An 18521-nucleotide genomic window follows, 5' to 3' on the forward strand; every position below is an offset into this window, starting at 1 on the left:
AGCGTTACGTTGCCTCCGTTTCACTTGTCTGGAGGTGGAAAAAGAAATGGGTCAACCTATTGCTCAACCAAGACCAAGTGATTTAAAGCGCACAGACCGCCGGTCCGGATATCTCATGTTCATGCCTGCGGGTCTTGTAATTGCAGCGGTCACGCTCTTTCCAATCATTTATTCTGTTTACATGAGTCTGAACCATATCGAACTGACACCGCACGGCTTTGCTGCACATTCTGCGGGTTTGGCAAACTATAGTCTGCTGGTCCACAGTGGTGTCTTTTGGCACAGTGTTTGGTTTACGACCTATTACGCAGTAGTCACTGTGGTCGTTGAACTGGTTTTAGGTATGTTTATTGCGCTTGCCATCAACGGCGTGCAAAAACTAAAGAATTTGTCGCTGGTTGTCATGCTGATTCCATGGGCACTGATTACCGTCATTTCAGCACAGATGTGGGCTTACATCTACAACGGTGTCTATGGAGTACTGAACTACATTCTTCAATCGTTACACCTCATCGGTGCTCCCGTTACATGGATGGGGACCTCGACCAGTGCAGTCATTGCTATGATGATTGCTGATATTTGGAAGACGACACCCTTTGTTGTCATCATTTTGCTGGGTGGATTACAGATGATTCCGGAGGAGTACTACGAAGCTGCACACATTGACGGCGCGAACCGCTGGCAAATCTTTTGGAAAATTACCTTCCCATTGCTCCGGGGCAGTGTAGCACTGGCTGGGCTCTTCCGGATTCTGCAGGCGTTTGGTGTCTTTGATTTACCGTTTGTACTTACCGGAGGCGGACCCGGAACAGCAACACAGTCACTGGCTATTCTAGGTGAGCAGGAGTTGTTCAGTCACTTCCGCTTTGGTGTTGGTTCAGCCATCGCCGTCAGCACTGTTGTGATTGTTCTGTTCCTTTCATTGATTTTCCTGTCGGCCTTTAGATCTTTGGTGGAGAGTGATCCCGCATGATTCGAAGCCGCACACAAAAAGTTATTGGTTACGTTGTGTTAATTTTCTTTCTCCTTATGATTTTGCTCCCATTCTATTGGATGTTTGTAACATCGTTTAAACCAATTCAGAGTATTAGTGCTTATCCGCCGACCCTGTTTCCTCATCACTGGACATTTGAGCACTATACTCAGGCATTTGGTCAGTTCCACTTTGCGCATTACATTCGCAACAGTGTTGTGGTTGCAATCGTTACAACCTTTCTGGTTCTGGTGTTTGCCAGCATGGCAGGGTTCGTTATCGCCAGATTGCCTGTGAAAGGGAAAACGCCTACGTTGATTCTCTTGCTGGTTATTTCCATGTTTCCGCCGATTGCTATTGTGTCGCCGCTGTATGTCATGTTGCGGGATTTGCATTGGCTGGATTCGTACCAAGCGCTGATTATTCCGTATACCGCTTTTAATCTGCCCTTCGCAATCTGGATTTTGCGCAACTACTTTTTGCAGGTACCTGGAGCCCTCTATGAAGCAGCAAAGGTGGATGGAGCCAACGCTTTTCAGACCTACTACCGTATTTTCCTGCCTGTCACGACACCTGGAATGTTTACGGCTGCGGTTTTCACTTTTGTTGCCGCTTGGACCGAGTTCTTTATGGCCCTGGTGTTCAATCCATCGGATAACATGCGGACGATTCCGGTTGGAATTGCATTGTTCAGCGGGCAGTACAATGTGCCCTATGGTACAATTTTTGCGGGATCGGTCGTATCGGTCGTACCGATTATTATTTTGGTGATTTTGTTTAGGAAATGGATTGTCTCAGGCTTGATGGCTGGTTCAGTTAAAGGATAGGTTTCGGAAAGAAGGCCCTAGAGAGAGGCGCTATTGACAGTGAAGTTTTGGTCTCATAGGAGATTTTGAAGTTAGAAACTGCATTCACTCTTCAACAGGAATTGGTGATGATTTTATGTCAGTTGGACAGCATTTTACACGGCAAGACAATCCTGCAGTAAATGCTGCTGTGGTAAGCGCTGCATGGTGGAAAGAAGCGGTCGTGTATCAAATCTACCCGCGAAGTTTTATGGACAGCAACGGCGATGGAATTGGAGACTTGAAGGGGATCTTATCCCGTCTGGACTATTTGAAAGACTTGGGCATCGATGTGATTTGGTTGAGTCCAATCTACCAATCACCAAATGATGATAACGGATATGATATCAGCAACTACCGTGAAATTATGGATGAGTTTGGAACGATGGAAGATTTTGATGAGTTGCTGAATGCAGTTCATGCCAGGGGTATGAAGTTGGTCATGGATTTGGTAGCGAACCATACTTCTGATGAGCACCGTTGGTTTGTTGAATCGAGATCGTCCAGAGATAATCCGTATCGCGATTACTATATTTGGCGACCTGGAAAAGATGGCAAGGAGCCGAATAACTGGGAGTCCTTCTTTAGTGGTTCCACGTGGCAATACGATGAAGTGACGGGCGAGTACTATCTGCATTTGTTCAGTAAAAAACAGCCCGATTTGAATTGGGACAATCCAGCGGTTCGCAACGAGGTTTACGATATGATGAAGTGGTGGCTGGACAAGGGCATCGACGGATTCCGTATGGATGTAATCAATATGATTTCAAAAGTAGACGGTCTGCCTGATGCTCCCAATCCGGACCACAAAAGCTATGCTTGGGGCGGTCAGTTTTTTCAAGACGGTCCTCGGGTTCACGAGTACTTGAAAGAAATGAACAGTACAGTGCTGTCGAATTACGACATCATGACCGTGGGGGAAACTGGCGGTGTTACGCTTGAGCAAGCTAAACTGTACACGGGTGAAGACCGCGGTGAGCTGAACATGGTGTTTCAATTCGAGCACGTCGGCTTAGACAGCGAAGACGGAGATAAATGGAAGGTAAAGCCATGGGATCTCGGTGAACTGAAAGAAGTGATGACCCGCTGGCAAGACGGCTTGTACGGTACCGGGTGGAACAGTCTCTATTTGAATAACCATGATCAGCCCAGGTCTGTGTCTCGTTTTGGTGATGATAAGCAGTACAGGGTCGAATCGGCCAAGATGCTGGCTACATTCCTGCATATGCAGCAAGGAACCCCGTACGTTTACCAAGGCGAGGAAATTGGCATGACCAATGTCGCATTCCCGAGTCTGAGTGACTACCGTGATGTGGAGATTCACAACGCCTGGCGCGACAGGGTGGAGAACGGCGACACGCATCCTGACGTTTTAATGCAGGCCATACATGTTAAAGGCCGTGACAATGCCCGCACACCCATGCACTGGGACGACAGTGAAAATGCGGGATTTACCAAGGGTCAACCTTGGATAAAAATGAATCCCAACTACACATCCATTAATGTTGTTAAAGACCAGCAGGACGAGAATTCGATTCTAAACTACTACAAGCGTCTGATTCGCCTGCGTAAAGATAATCCAATCATGGTGTATGGTAAATACGACTTAATTTTGGCGGACCACAAAGAAATCTACGCGTACACGCGTACATTGGGCAGTAAAATCTGGGTAGTTGTGTGCAATTTTTACGGAAATCGACCAGTTTTTACTTTACCGAAGCAACTAGAAGTAAGTGGACGAAGTCTAATCATATCGAATTATGATGCAGATACTTCAGCGTCCGTACAGCAATTCACGTTACGTCCTTACGAATGCAGGGTGTATCAGATTTCCGAATAACAATCAGCGGATTATCGTCCGTACCGTTGCAGAGACTGCTGTTTGCAGCATAATGGCTGGAACGAAACCATCGAAGAGCGGGTCCCTTGTGATGCAATGCTGCCGGGATCAGCTCTTCTTTTTTTTTCGTGTCCAGCGTTCGACTGCATTCGGCATGGCCACTTTGGCATACTTTCTTGTGAACAGAATATACGCAAGGAGTTGTCAATTATGACCGTCAATTCACTATTTCATGTCCTATGGCCCTATCTCATGATGGCGGCGTTTGTCGCGGCAGGAATCTATACCTTCTTTCGGCAAGTTGACGACTGGGAATAAGCTTCCACAATCTATTGCCCTTTCGCTACACTGGCACTTCTCGTGGGGTATACTGTAATTATACGGGGAGCATGATTTTGCGCCGGTGGAGATGCGGGAGGGACTTACTTGAAGCTTGTACGCGTTATCTTGAGGTACTTGGAAATGCCTTTGAAAGAACCGTTTCATACGTCATATGGGACTGAGTATAACAAGGATGTCATTATCATTGAGGCTGTATCGGACGGGGGAAGTCGTGGTTTCGCGGAATGTGTCGCTGGAACCGCACCCCTGTACACGGCTGAAACATACATGACGGCTTGGTCGATGTTGGAAAACTTCTTTATTCCCGCCCTCCTGCAGCAACACTTCAATCTTCGCTCTGACCTCATGAACATTAGGAATACCCTGAAGCCCTTTCGTGGTCATAACATGGCCAAAGCCGCGATTGAAATGGCTATTTGGGATTTGTTTGCAGCGGAAACACACACTTCGCTGAGTGAACTGTTAGGAGGACAGCGAAGGGAGATTCCCGCAGGCATCAGCATCGGTATTCAGCCGGACATACCAACTTTACTGGACAAAGTTCGCGGTTATGTTGCTGAAGGGTTTCAGCGTGTAAAACTGAAGGTGAAGCCAGGGTGGGACATTATTCCTGTTGCTGCAATCCGCGAGTCCTTTCCCGACTTGCCTCTGATGGTGGACGCCAACAGCGCCTATACCCTAGGCGATGCTCGTCACTTAAGTGAATTGGACGAATACCATCTCATGATGATAGAGCAACCGCTGGCATATGATGATATTATCCATCACGCTCACCTTCAAAAACTGATTTCAACTCCTGTCTGTTTGGATGAGAGTATTCAATCTCTCGAAGATGTCCGCAAAGCAGCCAGTATCGGCGCTTGTGGTGTGGTAAATCTAAAACCAGGCCGAGTCGGTGGATTTGCTGAATCGCTGGATATTCATGAGTTTTGCCTTGCAAATAAAATGGATCTGTGGTGTGGAGGCATGTTGGAGACTGGTATTGGCAGGCTCCACAACGTTGCTTTGACTTCACTGTCTGGTTTCACGCTTCCTGGTGACACGGCGCCAAGTTCCCGTTATTTTGAGAGAGACATCATTAATCCGCCGGTATCCTTTTCGACTCCGGGTACACTGCCTGTTCCTGAACTTTTCGGAACAGCAAACCGCCTGGACATGCGCTATATTGAGCAATTGTGTAAGTCTACAAAGGAATTTCCACTGGCGAATATTTGAAAAGTGTGAGAGATTTGTAATGTAAACGCAGCTTGTGAATGGGGGAATGCCAATGCCTTGGTGGGTGTGGCTGATTGTAGCAGTTGTTATTGGCATCATTGAAGTTTCTACTTTTACATTTGTATTACTGTGGATTGCAGTAGCTGCATTTATTACTACGTTGCTAACAGGCGTTATAACAAACATTTGGGGTCAGCTGCTTTTGTTTGCCATCTTTAGCGTGGTGCTGTACGTTGTGACTCGCCCGATCGCACGACGAATGAAATCACAGAAACTTTATAAAAATCCGGTTGAAGAAATGGCAAATCAGACTGGTGTGGTCGTTACCGGAGCAAAGGTCGGGGACTTGGCAACGGTCAAGGTGAACGGTGAAGTCTGGAGCGCACATTGTGACACAGATTTGGAAACCGGGCAAAGAATTCAAGTTGTGAGAGCGACATCAACGGTGTTGCAGGTTAGAGTCATGGAGAGGAAGATGAACTGATGATTGGTACAATTGTAGTTATTGTTCTGATTGTTTTGGTGATTCTGGTCATTTTACGAGGTGTTAGAATTATCCCTCAGCAGCGGGTGGCAATTGTTGAGCGCCTTGGTAAGTACCATGCCACATTAAATCCCGGCGTAAACATCATTATTCCGTTCGTCGATAGAATTGTCCGAGTGGTCGACTTGCGCACGCAGCAGGTTGTTGTGCCGCCGCAGATGGTCATTACCAAAGACAACGTGCAGATCCAAATCGACACGGTCTTTTTCTACACAATTGTCGATGCGAAGACGTCTACCTATAACATTGCAGATGTAGTGCAAGCAATTCAAAACATCACTTCCGCCAACATTCGTCAGGTCAGTGGTCATATGGAGTTGGATGAGACTCTGGCTGGACGAGACAAAATCAGCATGGCCTTGCGTACTTCACTGGACGAGGTCACTGAGAACTGGGGCGTGAGGATTGACCGAGTTGAGGTTGTCGACATCAAGCCGCCAACGGACGTCCAAAATGCCATGGAACGGCAGATGAAGGCCGAACGCGACAAGCGCGCGAGCATTCTGCAGGCAGAAGGACTGCGTCAATCAGCGATTCTGGAAGCCGAAGGTCAAAAGCAGAGCGCTATCTTGAAGGCAGAGGGTCAAAAGGAAGCACGCATTCGTGAAGCAGAAGGATTGCAGGAGGCGCAAAAACTGGAGGCTCAAGGGCGCGCTCAGGCGATTCGCTCCATCGCGGAGGCCGAACAGAATCGGATTGAAATGCTGAGAGCAGGAAAGCTTGATGCGCAAGTCCTAACGTATCAATCCTTTGAGGCATTGCAGGAAATTGCCAAAGGAGAGGCGACAACTTTGTTTGTGCCGACTGAAGCAGTTGGTGTTTTGGGGGCGCTCGGCGCACTGAAGACTGGACTGCAGGCAGGAGGGACAGGTCAGGGTGTGTCAGGGCCGAGAACAGAGAACATTGATATCGAGTTTGAGAACAAATCGCAAAACAAATCGCAAGACGATTCAAAACGAGGGTCTGATAAGTAATGACAGACCGGTTTAAATAATGGCATTTAAAAGCAACGTGTCGGTTGTTGTAGCTGATAGTGCAGGCAGGGTCTTGCTTGACAGTGTGCAGGTCGCGAATTCGCATTGGTTAAAATTTCGCGGGCTAATGTTGAAGTCTGAACTTGGTGCGGGCGAGGGAATGCTCTTCCCGGGGACCAATGCGATTCACTGCTTTTTTATGAGAATCCCCATCGATTTGGTGTTCATGGATAGCGAAGGCGTCGTGGTAAGAGTGATTGAATCTATCAAACCATGGCGGATCGCTCCCATAGTCAAAAATGCCGTGCAGGTTTTAGAATGTAAAAGCGGCACTGTGCGTTCTTTCAATATTAAGAAAGGAAACCAGTTAGTTGTTTCAACTGCTGACCAGCCTTTTTAACGAACCGCTTGAACGAACCGCTTTAATGAACCTTTCCTTGCAAACCGAAGTCTGTTTTGGAAAGGATGCTCGAATACAGACGGCAGGCCATGTTGCAATGACTCCAATTGTCACTGCAACATGGCCTCTTATCGTGAAGGACAGGCACAAATTTTGTCTTATCTCTATAGGGATACGACTATACGAACTGTCACGAACGGCAACGTCACAAACTTAATGGGAATCAAGGACTTGAATATAAGGCTAAATCTTAGGGGTCTGTTCCTGGTTCCGGGATAGTAGACGACACAGAGGTAATTGCGGTCGAACTGGCGTGTGTATAACTAGAGAAGTGAGATGCCATCGAGGCACCAGCGGCAAACACAAACGCGGCAAGAAAGCCTATCAACAAAATACGTTTCATCAGTTATCACCTCAGTGTGAAATAAGATATTGCAGTCTGTTTCCGCAAACAGCAAACACATTGATTTCAACAAAATTCTGATAACTGGCAACCTGGCAGTCCTGACCGACAAGCGGCTTTAGACCCATGGTTTTGCGCCCTCCGATTTCCCGAAGTTTGCCCGTCACGACGTTTTTGCAATTCTATTATGTGGTGCTGTTTCTATTATATACATGACCGGAAATAGATGTCAAATAGAGTTGGTATTGCAGGGATCATGCCGTAGTTTGTTGAATTTTGTTGCGAAGACGTTCAGGAGATGTCGAAAAAGGCATTGTAAAGTCAGAGGCAGAAACAAGAATCTATTCTAGAGATAGAAACAGGAATCTATGTGGAATATTATTGACCGGTGAGTTGTAAACAACATAGATAGACCATTGCGCTTGAGAGTTGAGGGAGATTAAGGGATGCACCAAAAACCAGACACAGCACGAATTGTTGATTTATTGGAAGAGGAACGAAAGCGCCTCGCAAGGGATATTCATGATGGACCGGCCCAAAGTCTGACAAATGTCACAATGAGGCTCAAGGTTGTGAAGCGCCTGCTTGAGAGTGAGCGACAGACCGATGCAAAAGCAGAGCTTGACAGGTTGCAGAGCTTTCTGAGGGCGGCTATTAATGACGTTCGGCGTTTGATATTTGACCTGCGGCCGACGTTCTTGGAGAACGGCATTACAGAGGCGGTGCAGCGATATTCTCAGCGTTTTTCGCAAAGTACTGGACTAAAAATCGACGTTGCTGTGGCCTGGGAATCCCCTCAGTTGGCACATTCGACTGAAGTTGCTCTGTTCCGCGTGTGTCAGGAAGCGTTAAACAACACATTCAAGCATGCTGAAGCCAGCAGCGTGACGATTGTGCTGGATACTTCTGATGAGGGTTACCTCATGAGTATACGAGACGACGGCAAGGGCTTTCAGCAGACGAGCAATTCCTTAATCTCATTTGGGTTGCAAGGTATGGAGGAACGTATGGCTCTTGTCGGAGGGATTGTAAGGGTTCATTCTACAGTGGGGCATGGGACAACTGTTGTTTGTGAGGTTCCGAGATACAATGACTGATTTGTTGAAAATGGGTTTAGAACACTACTATGGCCAAAATTACTATGCTGCTCGCGACGTGTGGGAGCGAGGATTGCAGCAGATTCAGGACAGCAGTGAAGAGGCAGCCTATAGGAATGCTCTAGGGGCCGTGTATGATGTGATACGAGGAGAAGACGTCTCGCGGGAGTACTTTGAACGCGCGGTCCAACTGGAAAGTGACGTTCCGCTCTCTTCTCTTGCAATGAAGGCACGTACAAATTTGCTTTATGTCCTTATTCGCTCGGGACATGTGGATACTGCATTAAGCATGGCGCGCGATACGGAGAAACTCCCATATGAGGGAGAGCCTTTGCGTCAAGCCACCTTTCACGTGGCTCTGCTCCACGTTCTGTCCCATGCCGAGCTGTACGATGAAATTTTGGGGCGAATAGACACATCTGCTCAACTCTTCAGTGCAGTTGATTCCATCGATGACTATCATCGCCATTTTGCAATGATGTATCACTATGCTGGGTACGCCGCACAAATGCTCGGTCGACATGCGCAAGCGATTGACTATTACAACTTGGCTCTGGAAATACGCCCGAGTCCAGAAACGTGGCGGGACTTGGCCAAGATATACCTGTTGCAAGACAGAATTGAAGATGCTCTGGCCTGTATAGATGAACTCTACCCGGTCATTTGGCACCTGACAGCCGTCACTCAAAAGGTAGAGTTGGCTCATACGTTGGAACTGTTGGCCATGTTCGCTTGGGTCTCAGGTGCCACCACGCTGTACCGTAAGTGTACGGAACGAGCAGAACTGTATTTTGGCCAAGAGTCACGTTGGGTTGAATGGCTTCAAGTGCAGGATTTAGGCAGCCGCTTGAATAATATGAATGTACGGATAAATGCTGATAGGGTTGATTTGAATCAATGGAAGGGCTTTTTGGATGAACTGAACTTGCTGGACGGGTTTAATGCTGTGTTTCCTGGCTTATGGAGACCCCTTCAACAGGCGGCATCTCTCAGTACCAGGATATACAGCCGGTGCAGAGGTGTTGGGGAAGCAGTTGAACTGCGTCTGCTGGAAGGAGCGGCACGCTTAAGCTATTTGGGCCTGACGGCATTGACTGCCGTAGAATCTGAAGCGGTGCAAATTCTAGTCGATTCGAGCAGACATAAAGAACTGGCAACGCTGACATTGCGCTCACTGGAGACCTATCCAGAGATGAGCCGATACATAGAGGTTATCAAAGGCTGCAGGACGATGAATATCAGATTGGACAGTAAAGAGGCGTACATGGCTGCGTCACTAAACATATCGCTGCAATATGTAGAATCTGTTGAGTTCCGAAAAATGACTCATGAACAAGCACGTAATGACATCCTAGACAAGTACAAACGCAATGTACCGAGTGATATCATAAGGGTCTTTACCAATCTTTTCAGTGCGTAGGCTGCGTCGAATCCAGTGCATGTCACAAATGTCGTTTGGGACGCGGTAAAGGGAAGAGAGTCCAGGAGAGATGTATTGTGCAACCTGTCAATGTCTATACGTACATATCGCGGGAGTTAATCAGTATTGCTATAGAAGCAGTGTTTTCGTCGCAAAAAGGATATGAGTTTGCGGGGGTCTATGAAGGCCGCAGCAAGCGTCTTGGAAATATCAATAATGTAGTGGACCATGTGGTGACGGATATTGTGGTCACAGACATCGGTTTGGAAGAAAGTAACGTTGAATCCCCTTTGCTCGTGATGAAAAGGCAGTGGTTGGGGCTGCGGTGTCTCTATCTGTTGCCTTCACAGTCAGATGATTCTCTCATTTTGCGCGCATTGCGTTCGGGTGCGGACGGGTTTATTTACGAATCGGCCAGTAAAAGTGTCTTGCTGCAGGCGATGAAGACGATAGCCAGCGGACACTCATTTTTACAGCCTGACATTACACCCATTGTTCTGACGGAACTCAGAAAATCTCGCTATCCTATTCAAGAGTCCGATGTCAGTGTAGACCTGACCGAGAGAGAGCGGATGCTCTTGCAACTGTCAGCCGACGGCCTAAGCAATCAACAAATAAGTGACGTGCTTCACGTACACGAAAAGACAGTGAGAAATATGTGGTCTATGTTGTTCCAGAAATTGGGTGTTGGTGACAGGACTCAAGCAGTACTCTGGGCGATTCGCACTGGAAATGCTGAGTTGCGGTGAACCATGGGCCTTGCAACGGGAAACAGTTCTCCAGAAGTCTTTGTCCATTCTGCGAAATCTGACGTAAATTCGCGGATTCGGGACAAAAGTCTGATATGTACGATGACAAAATGCCGTAGAATCTATCAATTTTCTTGACGTATTATAGGCTTAGGCCAAAAGACAACAAGATCAATAAAGGCAAACTTCAAGAAATTGGAGGGCGCAAAGCCATGGGTCTACGGTCGTCTGATGTGACGACTACGATTGCCAGGTTGCTGATCTGGGTGGTAAAACGCACTCGGTTCTGCGACCCGGTGGAGAAGTCATCCACGGGGAGGTGTGAGCGATGCGGTTTATTCGGAATCTTTCAAATCGTTTTCGCGGAAAAGAAGAAGGACAGAGTTTAGTAGAGTACGGCTTGATTATTGCACTGATTGCATTAGTAGTTATTGTTGCGTTGACGGCTATCGGAGGGAACATCGGCAATCTTTTCAATAATATTTCTAACCATCTTTAATGTTTACCGTCCGTTGCAGCAGAGGTTTCTGTTGCAATGGACGGTTTTTATTCTGCTCAGGAGGGTTCCGGCATGAGGCGATACTCCCGCGAAGAAGGTCAATCTCTGATTGAGTTTGCCCTGGTGCTGCCGGTTCTCTTGCTGCTGTTAATGGGAATTGTTGATTTCGGACGAGTGCTGTCGGCCTATTTGGTCGTGTCTCAGACAGCGCGGGATGCAGTTCGGTACGCCAGTATCGGCGGTTCGAATGCTGCGGTCGGACAGGCCGTGCAAAGAGATGCCGGTATGCTGGGTGCCGTCTCCTGGACGATGGACCCGACTGCGCCGACGTCCGGACAGCCGGTTTCCGTTACCGTTTCACATACGGTCAATATCTTCGATCCGATTATGAGTATGGTTCTGGGCAGTCACTACGCGGTCACGGCAACCGCGACAATGCGAGATGAGTGATTGGTGGTGAACTGATGAAACGCAGCCAAATGCATCACAGTTGTGGCTGGCTGTCAGCTCTCTTCAAACGGCTGGTGCTGTGTGCGCTGTATCGCTGGCATCGTGAAGAGAGCGGGAATGTACTGGTTCTGACCGCCTTATCCTTTGTTGCACTATGCGGCTTCGGCGCGCTCGTGGTCGATGCCGGCATGTTAGATGTGCAGTACCGGAAAGCCCAGTCCGGAGCGGATGCAGCAGCTCTGGCAGGTGCGCAGCAGCTGTTGCAAGGGGCTAAGACTGCTGCTCAAACGGCCGTTCACTACGGGCTTCTCAATGACCAGAAGGTTACGTATCAGGCTACAGCTGATATCCAGACAAATACGGTCTCTGTAGCAGGCAAGGCAACGAGTCCCCTGTGGTTCGCGCGGGTTCTGGGAAAGAACACTGCCAGTTATCAGGTGAACTCGAAGGCGGCGGTTGGAACGCTGGTATCTGGTGTTGGCATGGTGCCGATTGCTGTGACGAAGCAAACACTCGTCTATGGACAAACCGTCATTCTGACATCCGGTGCCGGCGGCGGGTCGGCAGGGAACTATGGTTTTCTCGATTTCTCGGGAAATGGTGCGAAAGGTGTCGAGTGCGACTTGGAACACGGATACGACTTTCCTATGCATGTGGGTGAAACTGTGTCGACCGAGACGGGTGTGATGAAGGGTCCTGTTGAACAAGCAATTGAGTACAGGCTGCATGAATCCTGTGATGACAGTGCCTGCAACTCTTTTGCGACGGCAACGTCAGATTGCTCGCGTGTAATGTACCTTCCTGTCATCAATGCGCTGCCGCAGAACGGGAAAAAACAGGTGACTATTCTGGGATTTGCCGCCTTCTTCCTGGAGGGACTGCAGGGTAAAGGCGGACACCAGGAGATCGTAGGGCGATTTATTCAAATGGTCCGTCCCGGTACCTTGGGGCAGGGAACAAACTACGGCACCTATGCGGTGAAGTTAGAGCCGTCAGCCGGATAACGCAGTGAATGGCTTATCAAGTGTAAAAAGCAAAGCGGACTGAGGACTTTCCGTTGGATTGAAAGCATGTGCGTGGATTGAAAGCATGTGCGTGGATTGAAAGCATGTGCGTGGATTGAGAGCATTCGCGTGGATTGAGAGCATTTGTGTGGATTGAGAGCATTTGTGTGGATTGAGAGCATTTGTGTGGATTGAGAGCATGTGCATGGATTGAAAGCATGTGCGTGGATTGAGAGCATTTGCTTGGATTTAGGGCTTTCGGTGTGGAGGTGACAGGGTGGCTCGACGGTCTTATCTTTTTTTGTTTCTGATTTCGCTGGTGCTGGCCATCCTCACAGCTCTGGTGATTGCTAAGGAAATGAAGGCATGGAAGCATGCCAATACAGGAGAAAAACAGATACAAGTGGTAACAGTGGTTCAAACAGTACCTGCACATCAGGTGATAAACGCAAATGACGTGACGCTCAAGGGTGTCGCAGCATCGGCAGTCGGTCCCGGTGCGTTGCGGCAATTGTCGAACGTTGTGGGGATGTATGCGGCAACAACGTGGGTACCGGGTCAGCAGGTCCTGGCGGGAATGGTGACATCCAAAACCAGCAGCCAGTCTTTTCCGCTGCAAATTCCCCAGGGTAAGCGGGCCTTCACGGTACCAGATACAGCGGTAGTTGGCGTAGACCATTTGGTCTCCCCCGGCGATCACGTTGATGTGCTGGTCAGCTATAAAAACAAGACCGGGCAGTCGCAGGTGAAAACTCTGCTGCAGGACATCGTTGTGCTGTACGCGGATACAGGTCCAGTCACGGGCGGGAGTGTGGCGACGGCGTCATCGGGATCGGCCAAAAAAGCAGGGCAAAATGCGAGTCAATCGCAAGCAAATCAAGTGGACACCTTGACACTGGCTGTTACACCCCAGCAGGCAAACGAACTGGACTATGCCATTGCCAATGGACAGATTCACTTAAGTCTGCGAAATCCAAAGGATACCGGCAAAAGTGCGGTTACAGCGGTAAACCCTTCGAATTTTCATTAGAGACACAGGCAATTGAACGGTGAGGGACACAGAGGGTCGCCAGCACATGTGGACCCTGTGAAACAACCTGCTTGGGGAAAGGGGCGTTAATCATGGGAAAACCCATTCAGGTCATGATTGTGGATGAAGAGTCGTCGCGCCAGTCTTTGGGACTATTGCTGCAGCGTGCCTCAGACATATCGGTGATTGCAGAGGCAAACGACGCAAACGAAGCGGTTCAGAGGCTGGCTGTGATGACACCAGATATTATTTTGATGGATGCGACGCTTCCTGTTATGGACGGGTTGGAATCTATAGAAAAAATAGGAAGAGAATGCCCTGGGTGTTCTGTGATTGTGGTGTCTGTTCAGGATGATGTGGAATATGTGCGCCGCTGTATGCGTGCAGGCGCTAAAGATTACTTGTTCAAACCGGTGGATGTTGATGTGTTGCTGTCTTCCATTCGCGACGTGTACGACCAGAACGCTGCGCGCAAGACAAGGGACACTGTTGCCACCTTGAGTGAACAGACGACAGGACAATCTCGAATTCTGGCCTTTATGAGCGCAAAAGGCGGCGTGGGGAAAACAACGCTGGCGGTCAACACTGCGGTAGCTTTTGCTGAACAGGGAAGAAATGTGGCTTTGGTCGACCTTAACCTTCAGTTTGGTGACTGCAGTTTATGCTTAAATGCAAAACCGGCAAGAACCATTGCTGACCTGGCAAGAGAAACCGGTGACATCGACATGCATGTGCTGGACAGGTATCTGTCTCTGTGTAGTCCCAACCTGTATTTGCTGGCCGCTCCGAAAAGACCGGAAGAGGCTGAGTATGTGCAGGTCCAGGACATCCGGGTGATTCTGCAGGCGCTGCGTAAAAGATTTGACTATGTCATTGTCGACACCGCGCCTGTTGCGGACGAACTGTTTTTTGCCAGTCTTGAGACAGCCGACGAATGCTTCATGGTCAGCACATTGAACCTGGCTGTTTTGAAAAACAATCGGGTTCTCTTGGACTTGTTGTCTGAACTCGGCTATGACTTGCAGAGTGTCCGGCATGTGTTAAACAGATCGAATGCGAAAAACGGGCTGAAAGTGAAGGACGTCAGCAAGGTGCTTCAGGGTTCGTTGTACTGGGAACTGGACAATGATTTTCACTTTGTCGAAACAGCCATGAACGAGGGGAAAGCCTTCGTCGACAAGGACAAGCATCATCGTCTGTCCAGGCAAATTTATGCATTGACGGCAAAGGTTGACGAAGACCGTGGTGTTCGGATGTCACGACGCAATCCGCTCAAGCGACTGTTGGGACGTTAAGTTGCGGCTGACGCTCGTTGCACTTTGAGGTCGATTTCGGAAGGAGGCTGGCACTGTGTCTTTGTTAAGGCGACTGGAGCAAAGAAAATCGGCTGCAGAGGAGAATCCGGAGGCTCAGAAGCGAACCATCGCAGTTTTCACGCCGTCGGATAAGAAGAACGCAGATGAGAAGTACACAGCCCGTGACAGCGAAGACATTTTCACCAGGTGGAAAATTCTGCTTCATCAGAAACTGGTTCAGGAACTGTTCGATGAGGAAGCCGACGATGAGTTGGAAACGGTCATTCAGCGTCTCATTGAGACAGAAGACCCGCCTTTGCCTAAACACGAACGTGACAGAATGATACGGGAACTGGCGGCGGAAGCAAACGGGTACGGTCCGATTGATGCTTTACTCAAGGACGAATCTGTGTCTGAGGTGATGGTGAACGGACCGAAGCAAGTGTATGTGGAGCGCCACGGTAAGTTGGTGCATACGCCTGTCACATTTTTGAACGACGATCACGTCATGCGCGTGATTGAACGGATTGTGTCCCCCCTCGGTCGCAGAATTGACGAGTCTTCACCCATGGTAGACGCGAGACTTCCGGACGGTTCCCGCGTCAATGCCATCATTCCTCCGCTGGCGGTCAGCGGACCGACTGTCACGATTCGTAAGTTTGCAAAGGACCCCTACCAGGTGGCGGACTTAATCGGATTCGATACACTCACTGACCAGATGGCCGAGTTTCTTGAAGCTTGCGTATCTGCACGCCTCAACATTGTGGTTTCGGGCGGCACTGGCAGCGGAAAATCGACGACTTTGAACGTTGTTTCCTCCTTCATACCGAGTACAGAACGGGTTGTCACCATCGAGGATGCTGCTGAGTTGCAATTGCATCAGAGTCATGTTGTTACACTGGAAACTCGTCCACCCAATGTAGAGGGCAAGGGTGCAATTTTGATTCGCGATCTCGTTAAAAACAGTCTGCGCATGCGCCCTGACCGGATTGTTGTTGGAGAGGTTCGCGGGGGCGAGGCATTGGACATGCTGCAAGCCATGAATACTGGGCACGACGGTTCTTTGACGACCGTGCACGCCAATTCGCCCCGAGACTGTCTGCGCCGGTTGGAGGTCATGGTCTTGATGGCGGGGATGGACCTGCCTCTGCGAGCTATTCGCGAGCAGGTTGCGTCGGCAGTAGATGTAGTTGTGCAGCAGGCCCGGCTTCGCGACGGGTCACGCAAAATTGTTCAGATTTCAGAAGTCATGGGAATGGAAGGCGACAACATTGTCTTGCAGGATTTGTTCACGTTTAAGGAGCACGGCAAAATGGAAGACGGAAGAGTTCAAGGAAAACACATTCCCACCGGGGTTGTTCCCAGCTTTCTCGAGCGGCTCCAGGACCAGGGGTTTGCAGTAAACTACAGTTGGTTTCAACCGGGTGAAGCAGGGTGGTAACCATAGTCGTCCTGGGAGCCGCAAGCGTCTTTCTGTTTGTCTGGTCGCTCTTGAGACTGGCAGTTGAGACCAGACTAAATGTCGGTGTGCGGGTTGTTGAAGTTCAGTTGGCGACGGAGGCCAAGGACCCGAAAAAGTCGAACAGATTGAGACCCCGGCGCATGTTTCGGCAGTGGCAGGTCCTGAGTCACCTTGAAAAATTATTGGACAGCGCCGAAATTGAATTGTCTGTGGCAGAGTTTGCACTGCGTTTCAGTGTTATCACCGCAGTCATCAGCCTGCTCGTCACGCTGCTTGTGAACATCGTTCCCGGAATTCTCGTTTGGCCGGCTGGTTTTCTTACAGTTGCGTTCTATCTCCGTACGCGCAGGCAACGTCGGGTCAATCGCTTTAACGACGGCTTGGGCGACTTGCTGACGATTGTTGCGAACGCACTGCGAGCGGGTCATTCCTTTGCACAATCCATTCATATGGTGACACAGGATATGAAGGGGCCGGTGCAGGAAGAGTTTGTTCGCGTCGAGGGTGAGGTGCAGATTGGGATTGGCCTTGAAGAAGCGCTTCATCGTGCTGCCACGAGAGTGGACAGCGAGGATTTCAATTTGATTGTCACAGCCATTCAAATCCAACGTCAGGTTGGCGGAAATCTGGCCGAGGTACTGGACAAAATCGCTGATACGATTCGAGACAGAGTAAAACTTCAACGAGAAGTAAAGGCACTGACGTCACAAGGTCGACTCTCGGCATCTATTTTCATGGTGCTGCCGGCGGGGGTGGGAGCAATACTGTTCGCGGTGAACCCAAGTTATATGAAAAGTATGTTTCACTCGCCCGTAGGCGTGGCCCTTTTGATTTTGGCTGCGCTTGGTCAAGTGGTAGGCTTGCTTATTATCAGAAAAATCGTACGGGTTGAATTATAATGAATTTAATGACAACAGTTTTACTCACAGCTACCGTCACTGTTTGGGTTTACCTGCTGCTTCTGCGCCTAACAGGTCGCCATCGCAAAATGAATCAACGCATTCGTTATGTCACCGAGTTGCCCAAAGCAGAATCGAGTAAAAAGAAAAGTAGTGAAGCCGAAGACAAAAAGACTAGAGTCATGGCTGTTTCAACACGGCTTTCTGCTGTTCTCTTGAAGGGAAGGTCCCAAGAAAAGCTGTCCGGCGTGCAGACCAAACTGACCCAAGCCGGAAATCCATTTGATATGACCGTTGCGGAATGGATTGGAATCAGGGCGCTCATTGCATTGGCAGGGTTCGGAACAGGTATTCTTGTGATTTCGTTTATGCACCACCGGATGATGAGCTTGTTACTGCTAATTGCATTGCCCCTTCTCTGCTGGCTTGTCCCCGACTTGTGGCTGTCACGCAAGGTGGATACCAGAAAGCGCGAGATTTTACGTCTGTTTCCAAGCAGTCTTGATTTGTTGACAGTCAGTGTGGAGGCAGGTCTTGGGTTTGACCAGGCAATCGGCAGAGTCGCCGCCAAGACGTCTGGTCCTTTGGCACTGGAACTGGACAGGGTTATTCGTGAAATGCAGCTTGGCAGCCAGCGTTCGGCAGCACTGCAGCGTCTGGCGGAAAGAACAGGGGTGGATGCAGTCGGGTCATTCGTGTCTGCAGTCATTCAAGCAGAGCGTCTGGGAATCGGCATTGCACAGGTCCTGCGCGTGCAATCCGCTGAAGTTCGAAGAAAACGCAAACTGGATGCAGAGGAACGTGCAATGAAGGCCCCAATTAAAATGCTGTTCCCCTTGGTTCTGTTCGTATTTCCCGCATTGTTTATCGTGATTTTGGGTCCAGCATTTCTCAATATCCTCACTTTTTTCACACACGGCTAAAACTTGGCTCTAAAACAGCCCTCCAAGGCCCGTTTTTTCCTTTCCTTTCACTCCAATACAACATTTTTCAACAGGAGTTTAGCCCCCTTATGTCGAATGTGAGGGGGCGAACGAAACTTTGGGCAAAACAAGCCGACTTCACAAGAGGAGCGAAATC

19 protein-coding genes and 2 riboswitches are annotated in these 18521 nt (G+C 49.1%); of the genes, 18 read left to right on the forward strand and 1 reads right to left on the reverse strand.

Annotated elements, in window-relative coordinates; genetic code table 11:
* Positions 1-46: 46 nt before the first annotated feature.
* The 7 genes from GI364_RS02715 to GI364_RS02745 all read left to right on the forward strand — a co-directional run bounded on the left by GI364_RS02715 (position 47) and on the right by GI364_RS02745 (position 7133).
* On the forward strand, positions 47-973 hold the full coding sequence (locus GI364_RS02715; protein WP_198852192.1) for a carbohydrate ABC transporter permease: 927 nt from the start codon (positions 47-49) through the stop codon (positions 971-973).
* Positions 970-1800, forward strand: coding sequence for a carbohydrate ABC transporter permease (locus GI364_RS02720; protein WP_198852193.1), 831 nt, complete (start codon positions 970-972; stop codon positions 1798-1800). The genes GI364_RS02715 and GI364_RS02720 overlap by 4 nt, the downstream gene beginning before the upstream one ends.
* A 115-nt stretch (positions 1801-1915) precedes the next feature.
* The gene (locus tag GI364_RS02725) at positions 1916-3658 is read left to right on the forward strand and encodes a glycoside hydrolase family 13 protein (RefSeq protein ID WP_198852194.1); all 1743 of its coding nucleotides are present in this window, start codon (positions 1916-1918) and stop codon (positions 3656-3658) included.
* Positions 3659-4084: 426 nt separating this feature from the next.
* Positions 4085-5215 (forward strand): o-succinylbenzoate synthase, encoded by a 1131-nt coding sequence (gene menC / locus GI364_RS02730; RefSeq protein WP_198852195.1) that lies wholly within the window; start codon positions 4085-4087, stop codon positions 5213-5215.
* Positions 5216-5267: 52 nt separating this feature from the next.
* Entirely contained in the window at positions 5268-5699 is a 432-nt protein-coding gene (locus GI364_RS02735; RefSeq protein WP_198852196.1) for an NfeD family protein, read from the forward strand.
* Entirely contained in the window at positions 5699-6733 is a 1035-nt protein-coding gene (locus GI364_RS02740; protein WP_198852197.1) for an SPFH domain-containing protein, read from the forward strand. Before GI364_RS02735 ends, GI364_RS02740 begins: the two co-directional genes overlap by 1 nt.
* A gap of 73 nt (positions 6734-6806) precedes the next feature.
* On the forward strand, positions 6807-7133 hold the full coding sequence (locus tag GI364_RS02745) for a DUF192 domain-containing protein (protein WP_198852198.1): 327 nt from the start codon (positions 6807-6809) through the stop codon (positions 7131-7133).
* Positions 7134-7383: 250 nt separating this feature from the next.
* On the opposite strand, the gene GI364_RS02750 is transcribed toward GI364_RS02745, so the two are convergent.
* Positions 7384-7536 (reverse strand): hypothetical protein, encoded by a 153-nt coding sequence (locus tag GI364_RS02750; RefSeq protein WP_198852199.1) that lies wholly within the window; start codon positions 7534-7536, stop codon positions 7384-7386.
* Positions 7537-7619: 83 nt separating this feature from the next.
* Positions 7620-7707: riboswitch (cyclic di-GMP riboswitch) on the reverse strand.
* Between the two features lie 275 nt (positions 7708-7982).
* Here GI364_RS02750 and GI364_RS02755 point away from each other — a divergent pair.
* The 11 genes from GI364_RS02755 to GI364_RS02805 all read left to right on the forward strand — a co-directional run bounded on the left by GI364_RS02755 (position 7983) and on the right by GI364_RS02805 (position 18364).
* Complete coding sequence (locus GI364_RS02755) at positions 7983-8633, forward strand: sensor histidine kinase (RefSeq protein WP_198852200.1); 651 nt, start codon at positions 7983-7985, stop codon at positions 8631-8633.
* Positions 8626-10053 carry a hypothetical protein gene (locus GI364_RS02760; protein ID WP_198852201.1) on the forward strand — a complete coding sequence of 476 codons (1428 nt, stop codon included), beginning with the start codon at positions 8626-8628 and terminating at the stop codon, positions 10051-10053. The genes GI364_RS02755 and GI364_RS02760 overlap by 8 nt, the downstream gene beginning before the upstream one ends.
* A gap of 77 nt (positions 10054-10130) precedes the next feature.
* Complete coding sequence (locus GI364_RS02765) at positions 10131-10802, forward strand: LuxR C-terminal-related transcriptional regulator (RefSeq protein WP_198852202.1); 672 nt, start codon at positions 10131-10133, stop codon at positions 10800-10802.
* A 169-nt stretch (positions 10803-10971) separates the two neighbouring features.
* Positions 10972-11064, forward strand: a riboswitch (cyclic di-GMP riboswitch).
* 66 nt (positions 11065-11130) lie between these two features.
* Positions 11131-11301 (forward strand): Flp family type IVb pilin, encoded by a 171-nt coding sequence (locus GI364_RS02770; RefSeq protein WP_198852203.1) that lies wholly within the window; start codon positions 11131-11133, stop codon positions 11299-11301.
* A 72-nt stretch (positions 11302-11373) separates the two neighbouring features.
* Positions 11374-11751, forward strand: coding sequence for a TadE/TadG family type IV pilus assembly protein (locus GI364_RS02775; RefSeq protein WP_198852204.1), 378 nt, complete (start codon positions 11374-11376; stop codon positions 11749-11751).
* A 14-nt stretch (positions 11752-11765) separates the two neighbouring features.
* Positions 11766-12755 (forward strand): pilus assembly protein TadG-related protein, encoded by a 990-nt coding sequence (locus GI364_RS02780; protein ID WP_198852205.1) that lies wholly within the window; start codon positions 11766-11768, stop codon positions 12753-12755.
* Positions 12756-13032: 277 nt separating this feature from the next.
* Positions 13033-13785: a Flp pilus assembly protein CpaB gene (cpaB, locus tag GI364_RS02785; protein WP_198852206.1), complete on the forward strand. Its 753-nt coding sequence runs from the start codon at positions 13033-13035 to the stop codon at positions 13783-13785.
* A gap of 92 nt (positions 13786-13877) precedes the next feature.
* Positions 13878-15080: a CpaE/TadZ family protein gene (locus GI364_RS02790; protein ID WP_198852207.1), complete on the forward strand. Its 1203-nt coding sequence runs from the start codon at positions 13878-13880 to the stop codon at positions 15078-15080.
* Between the two features lie 55 nt (positions 15081-15135).
* On the forward strand, positions 15136-16521 hold the full coding sequence (locus tag GI364_RS02795) for a TadA family conjugal transfer-associated ATPase (RefSeq protein ID WP_198852208.1): 1386 nt from the start codon (positions 15136-15138) through the stop codon (positions 16519-16521).
* The gene (locus tag GI364_RS02800) at positions 16515-17441 is read left to right on the forward strand and encodes a type II secretion system F family protein (RefSeq protein WP_198852209.1); all 927 of its coding nucleotides are present in this window, start codon (positions 16515-16517) and stop codon (positions 17439-17441) included. Before GI364_RS02795 ends, GI364_RS02800 begins: the two co-directional genes overlap by 7 nt.
* The gene (locus GI364_RS02805; RefSeq protein WP_198852210.1) at positions 17441-18364 is read left to right on the forward strand and encodes a type II secretion system F family protein; all 924 of its coding nucleotides are present in this window, start codon (positions 17441-17443) and stop codon (positions 18362-18364) included. Before GI364_RS02800 ends, GI364_RS02805 begins: the two co-directional genes overlap by 1 nt.
* Positions 18365-18521: the final 157 nt, after the last annotated feature.

The sequence above is a fragment of the Alicyclobacillus sp. SO9 genome (assembly GCF_016406125.1).
Classification (GTDB): domain Bacteria; phylum Bacillota; class Bacilli; order Alicyclobacillales; family Alicyclobacillaceae; genus SO9.

Bases quoted from the DNA above. Each gene is read 5' to 3' on its own strand.
- GI364_RS02715 (WP_198852192.1), top strand. From the start codon at position 47: ATGGGTCAACCTATTGCTCAACCAAGACCAAGTGATTTAAAGCGCACA.
- GI364_RS02720 (WP_198852193.1), top strand. From the start codon at position 970: ATGATTCGAAGCCGCACACAAAAAGTTATTGGTTACGTTGTGTTAATT.
- GI364_RS02725 (WP_198852194.1), top strand. From the start codon at position 1,916: ATGTCAGTTGGACAGCATTTTACACGGCAAGACAATCCTGCAGTAAAT.
- GI364_RS02735 (WP_198852196.1), top strand. From the start codon at position 5,268: ATGCCTTGGTGGGTGTGGCTGATTGTAGCAGTTGTTATTGGCATCATT.
- GI364_RS02740 (WP_198852197.1), top strand. From the start codon at position 5,699: ATGATTGGTACAATTGTAGTTATTGTTCTGATTGTTTTGGTGATTCTG.
- GI364_RS02750 (WP_198852199.1), bottom strand. From the start codon at position 7,536: ATGAAACGTATTTTGTTGATAGGCTTTCTTGCCGCGTTTGTGTTTGCC.
- GI364_RS02755 (WP_198852200.1), top strand. From the start codon at position 7,983: ATGCACCAAAAACCAGACACAGCACGAATTGTTGATTTATTGGAAGAG.
- GI364_RS02760 (WP_198852201.1), top strand. From the start codon at position 8,626: ATGACTGATTTGTTGAAAATGGGTTTAGAACACTACTATGGCCAAAAT.
- GI364_RS02770 (WP_198852203.1), top strand. From the start codon at position 11,131: ATGCGGTTTATTCGGAATCTTTCAAATCGTTTTCGCGGAAAAGAAGAA.
- GI364_RS02775 (WP_198852204.1), top strand. From the start codon at position 11,374: ATGAGGCGATACTCCCGCGAAGAAGGTCAATCTCTGATTGAGTTTGCC.
- GI364_RS02780 (WP_198852205.1), top strand. From the start codon at position 11,766: ATGAAACGCAGCCAAATGCATCACAGTTGTGGCTGGCTGTCAGCTCTC.
- GI364_RS02790 (WP_198852207.1), top strand. From the start codon at position 13,878: ATGGGAAAACCCATTCAGGTCATGATTGTGGATGAAGAGTCGTCGCGC.
- GI364_RS02805 (WP_198852210.1), top strand. From the start codon at position 17,441: ATGAATTTAATGACAACAGTTTTACTCACAGCTACCGTCACTGTTTGG.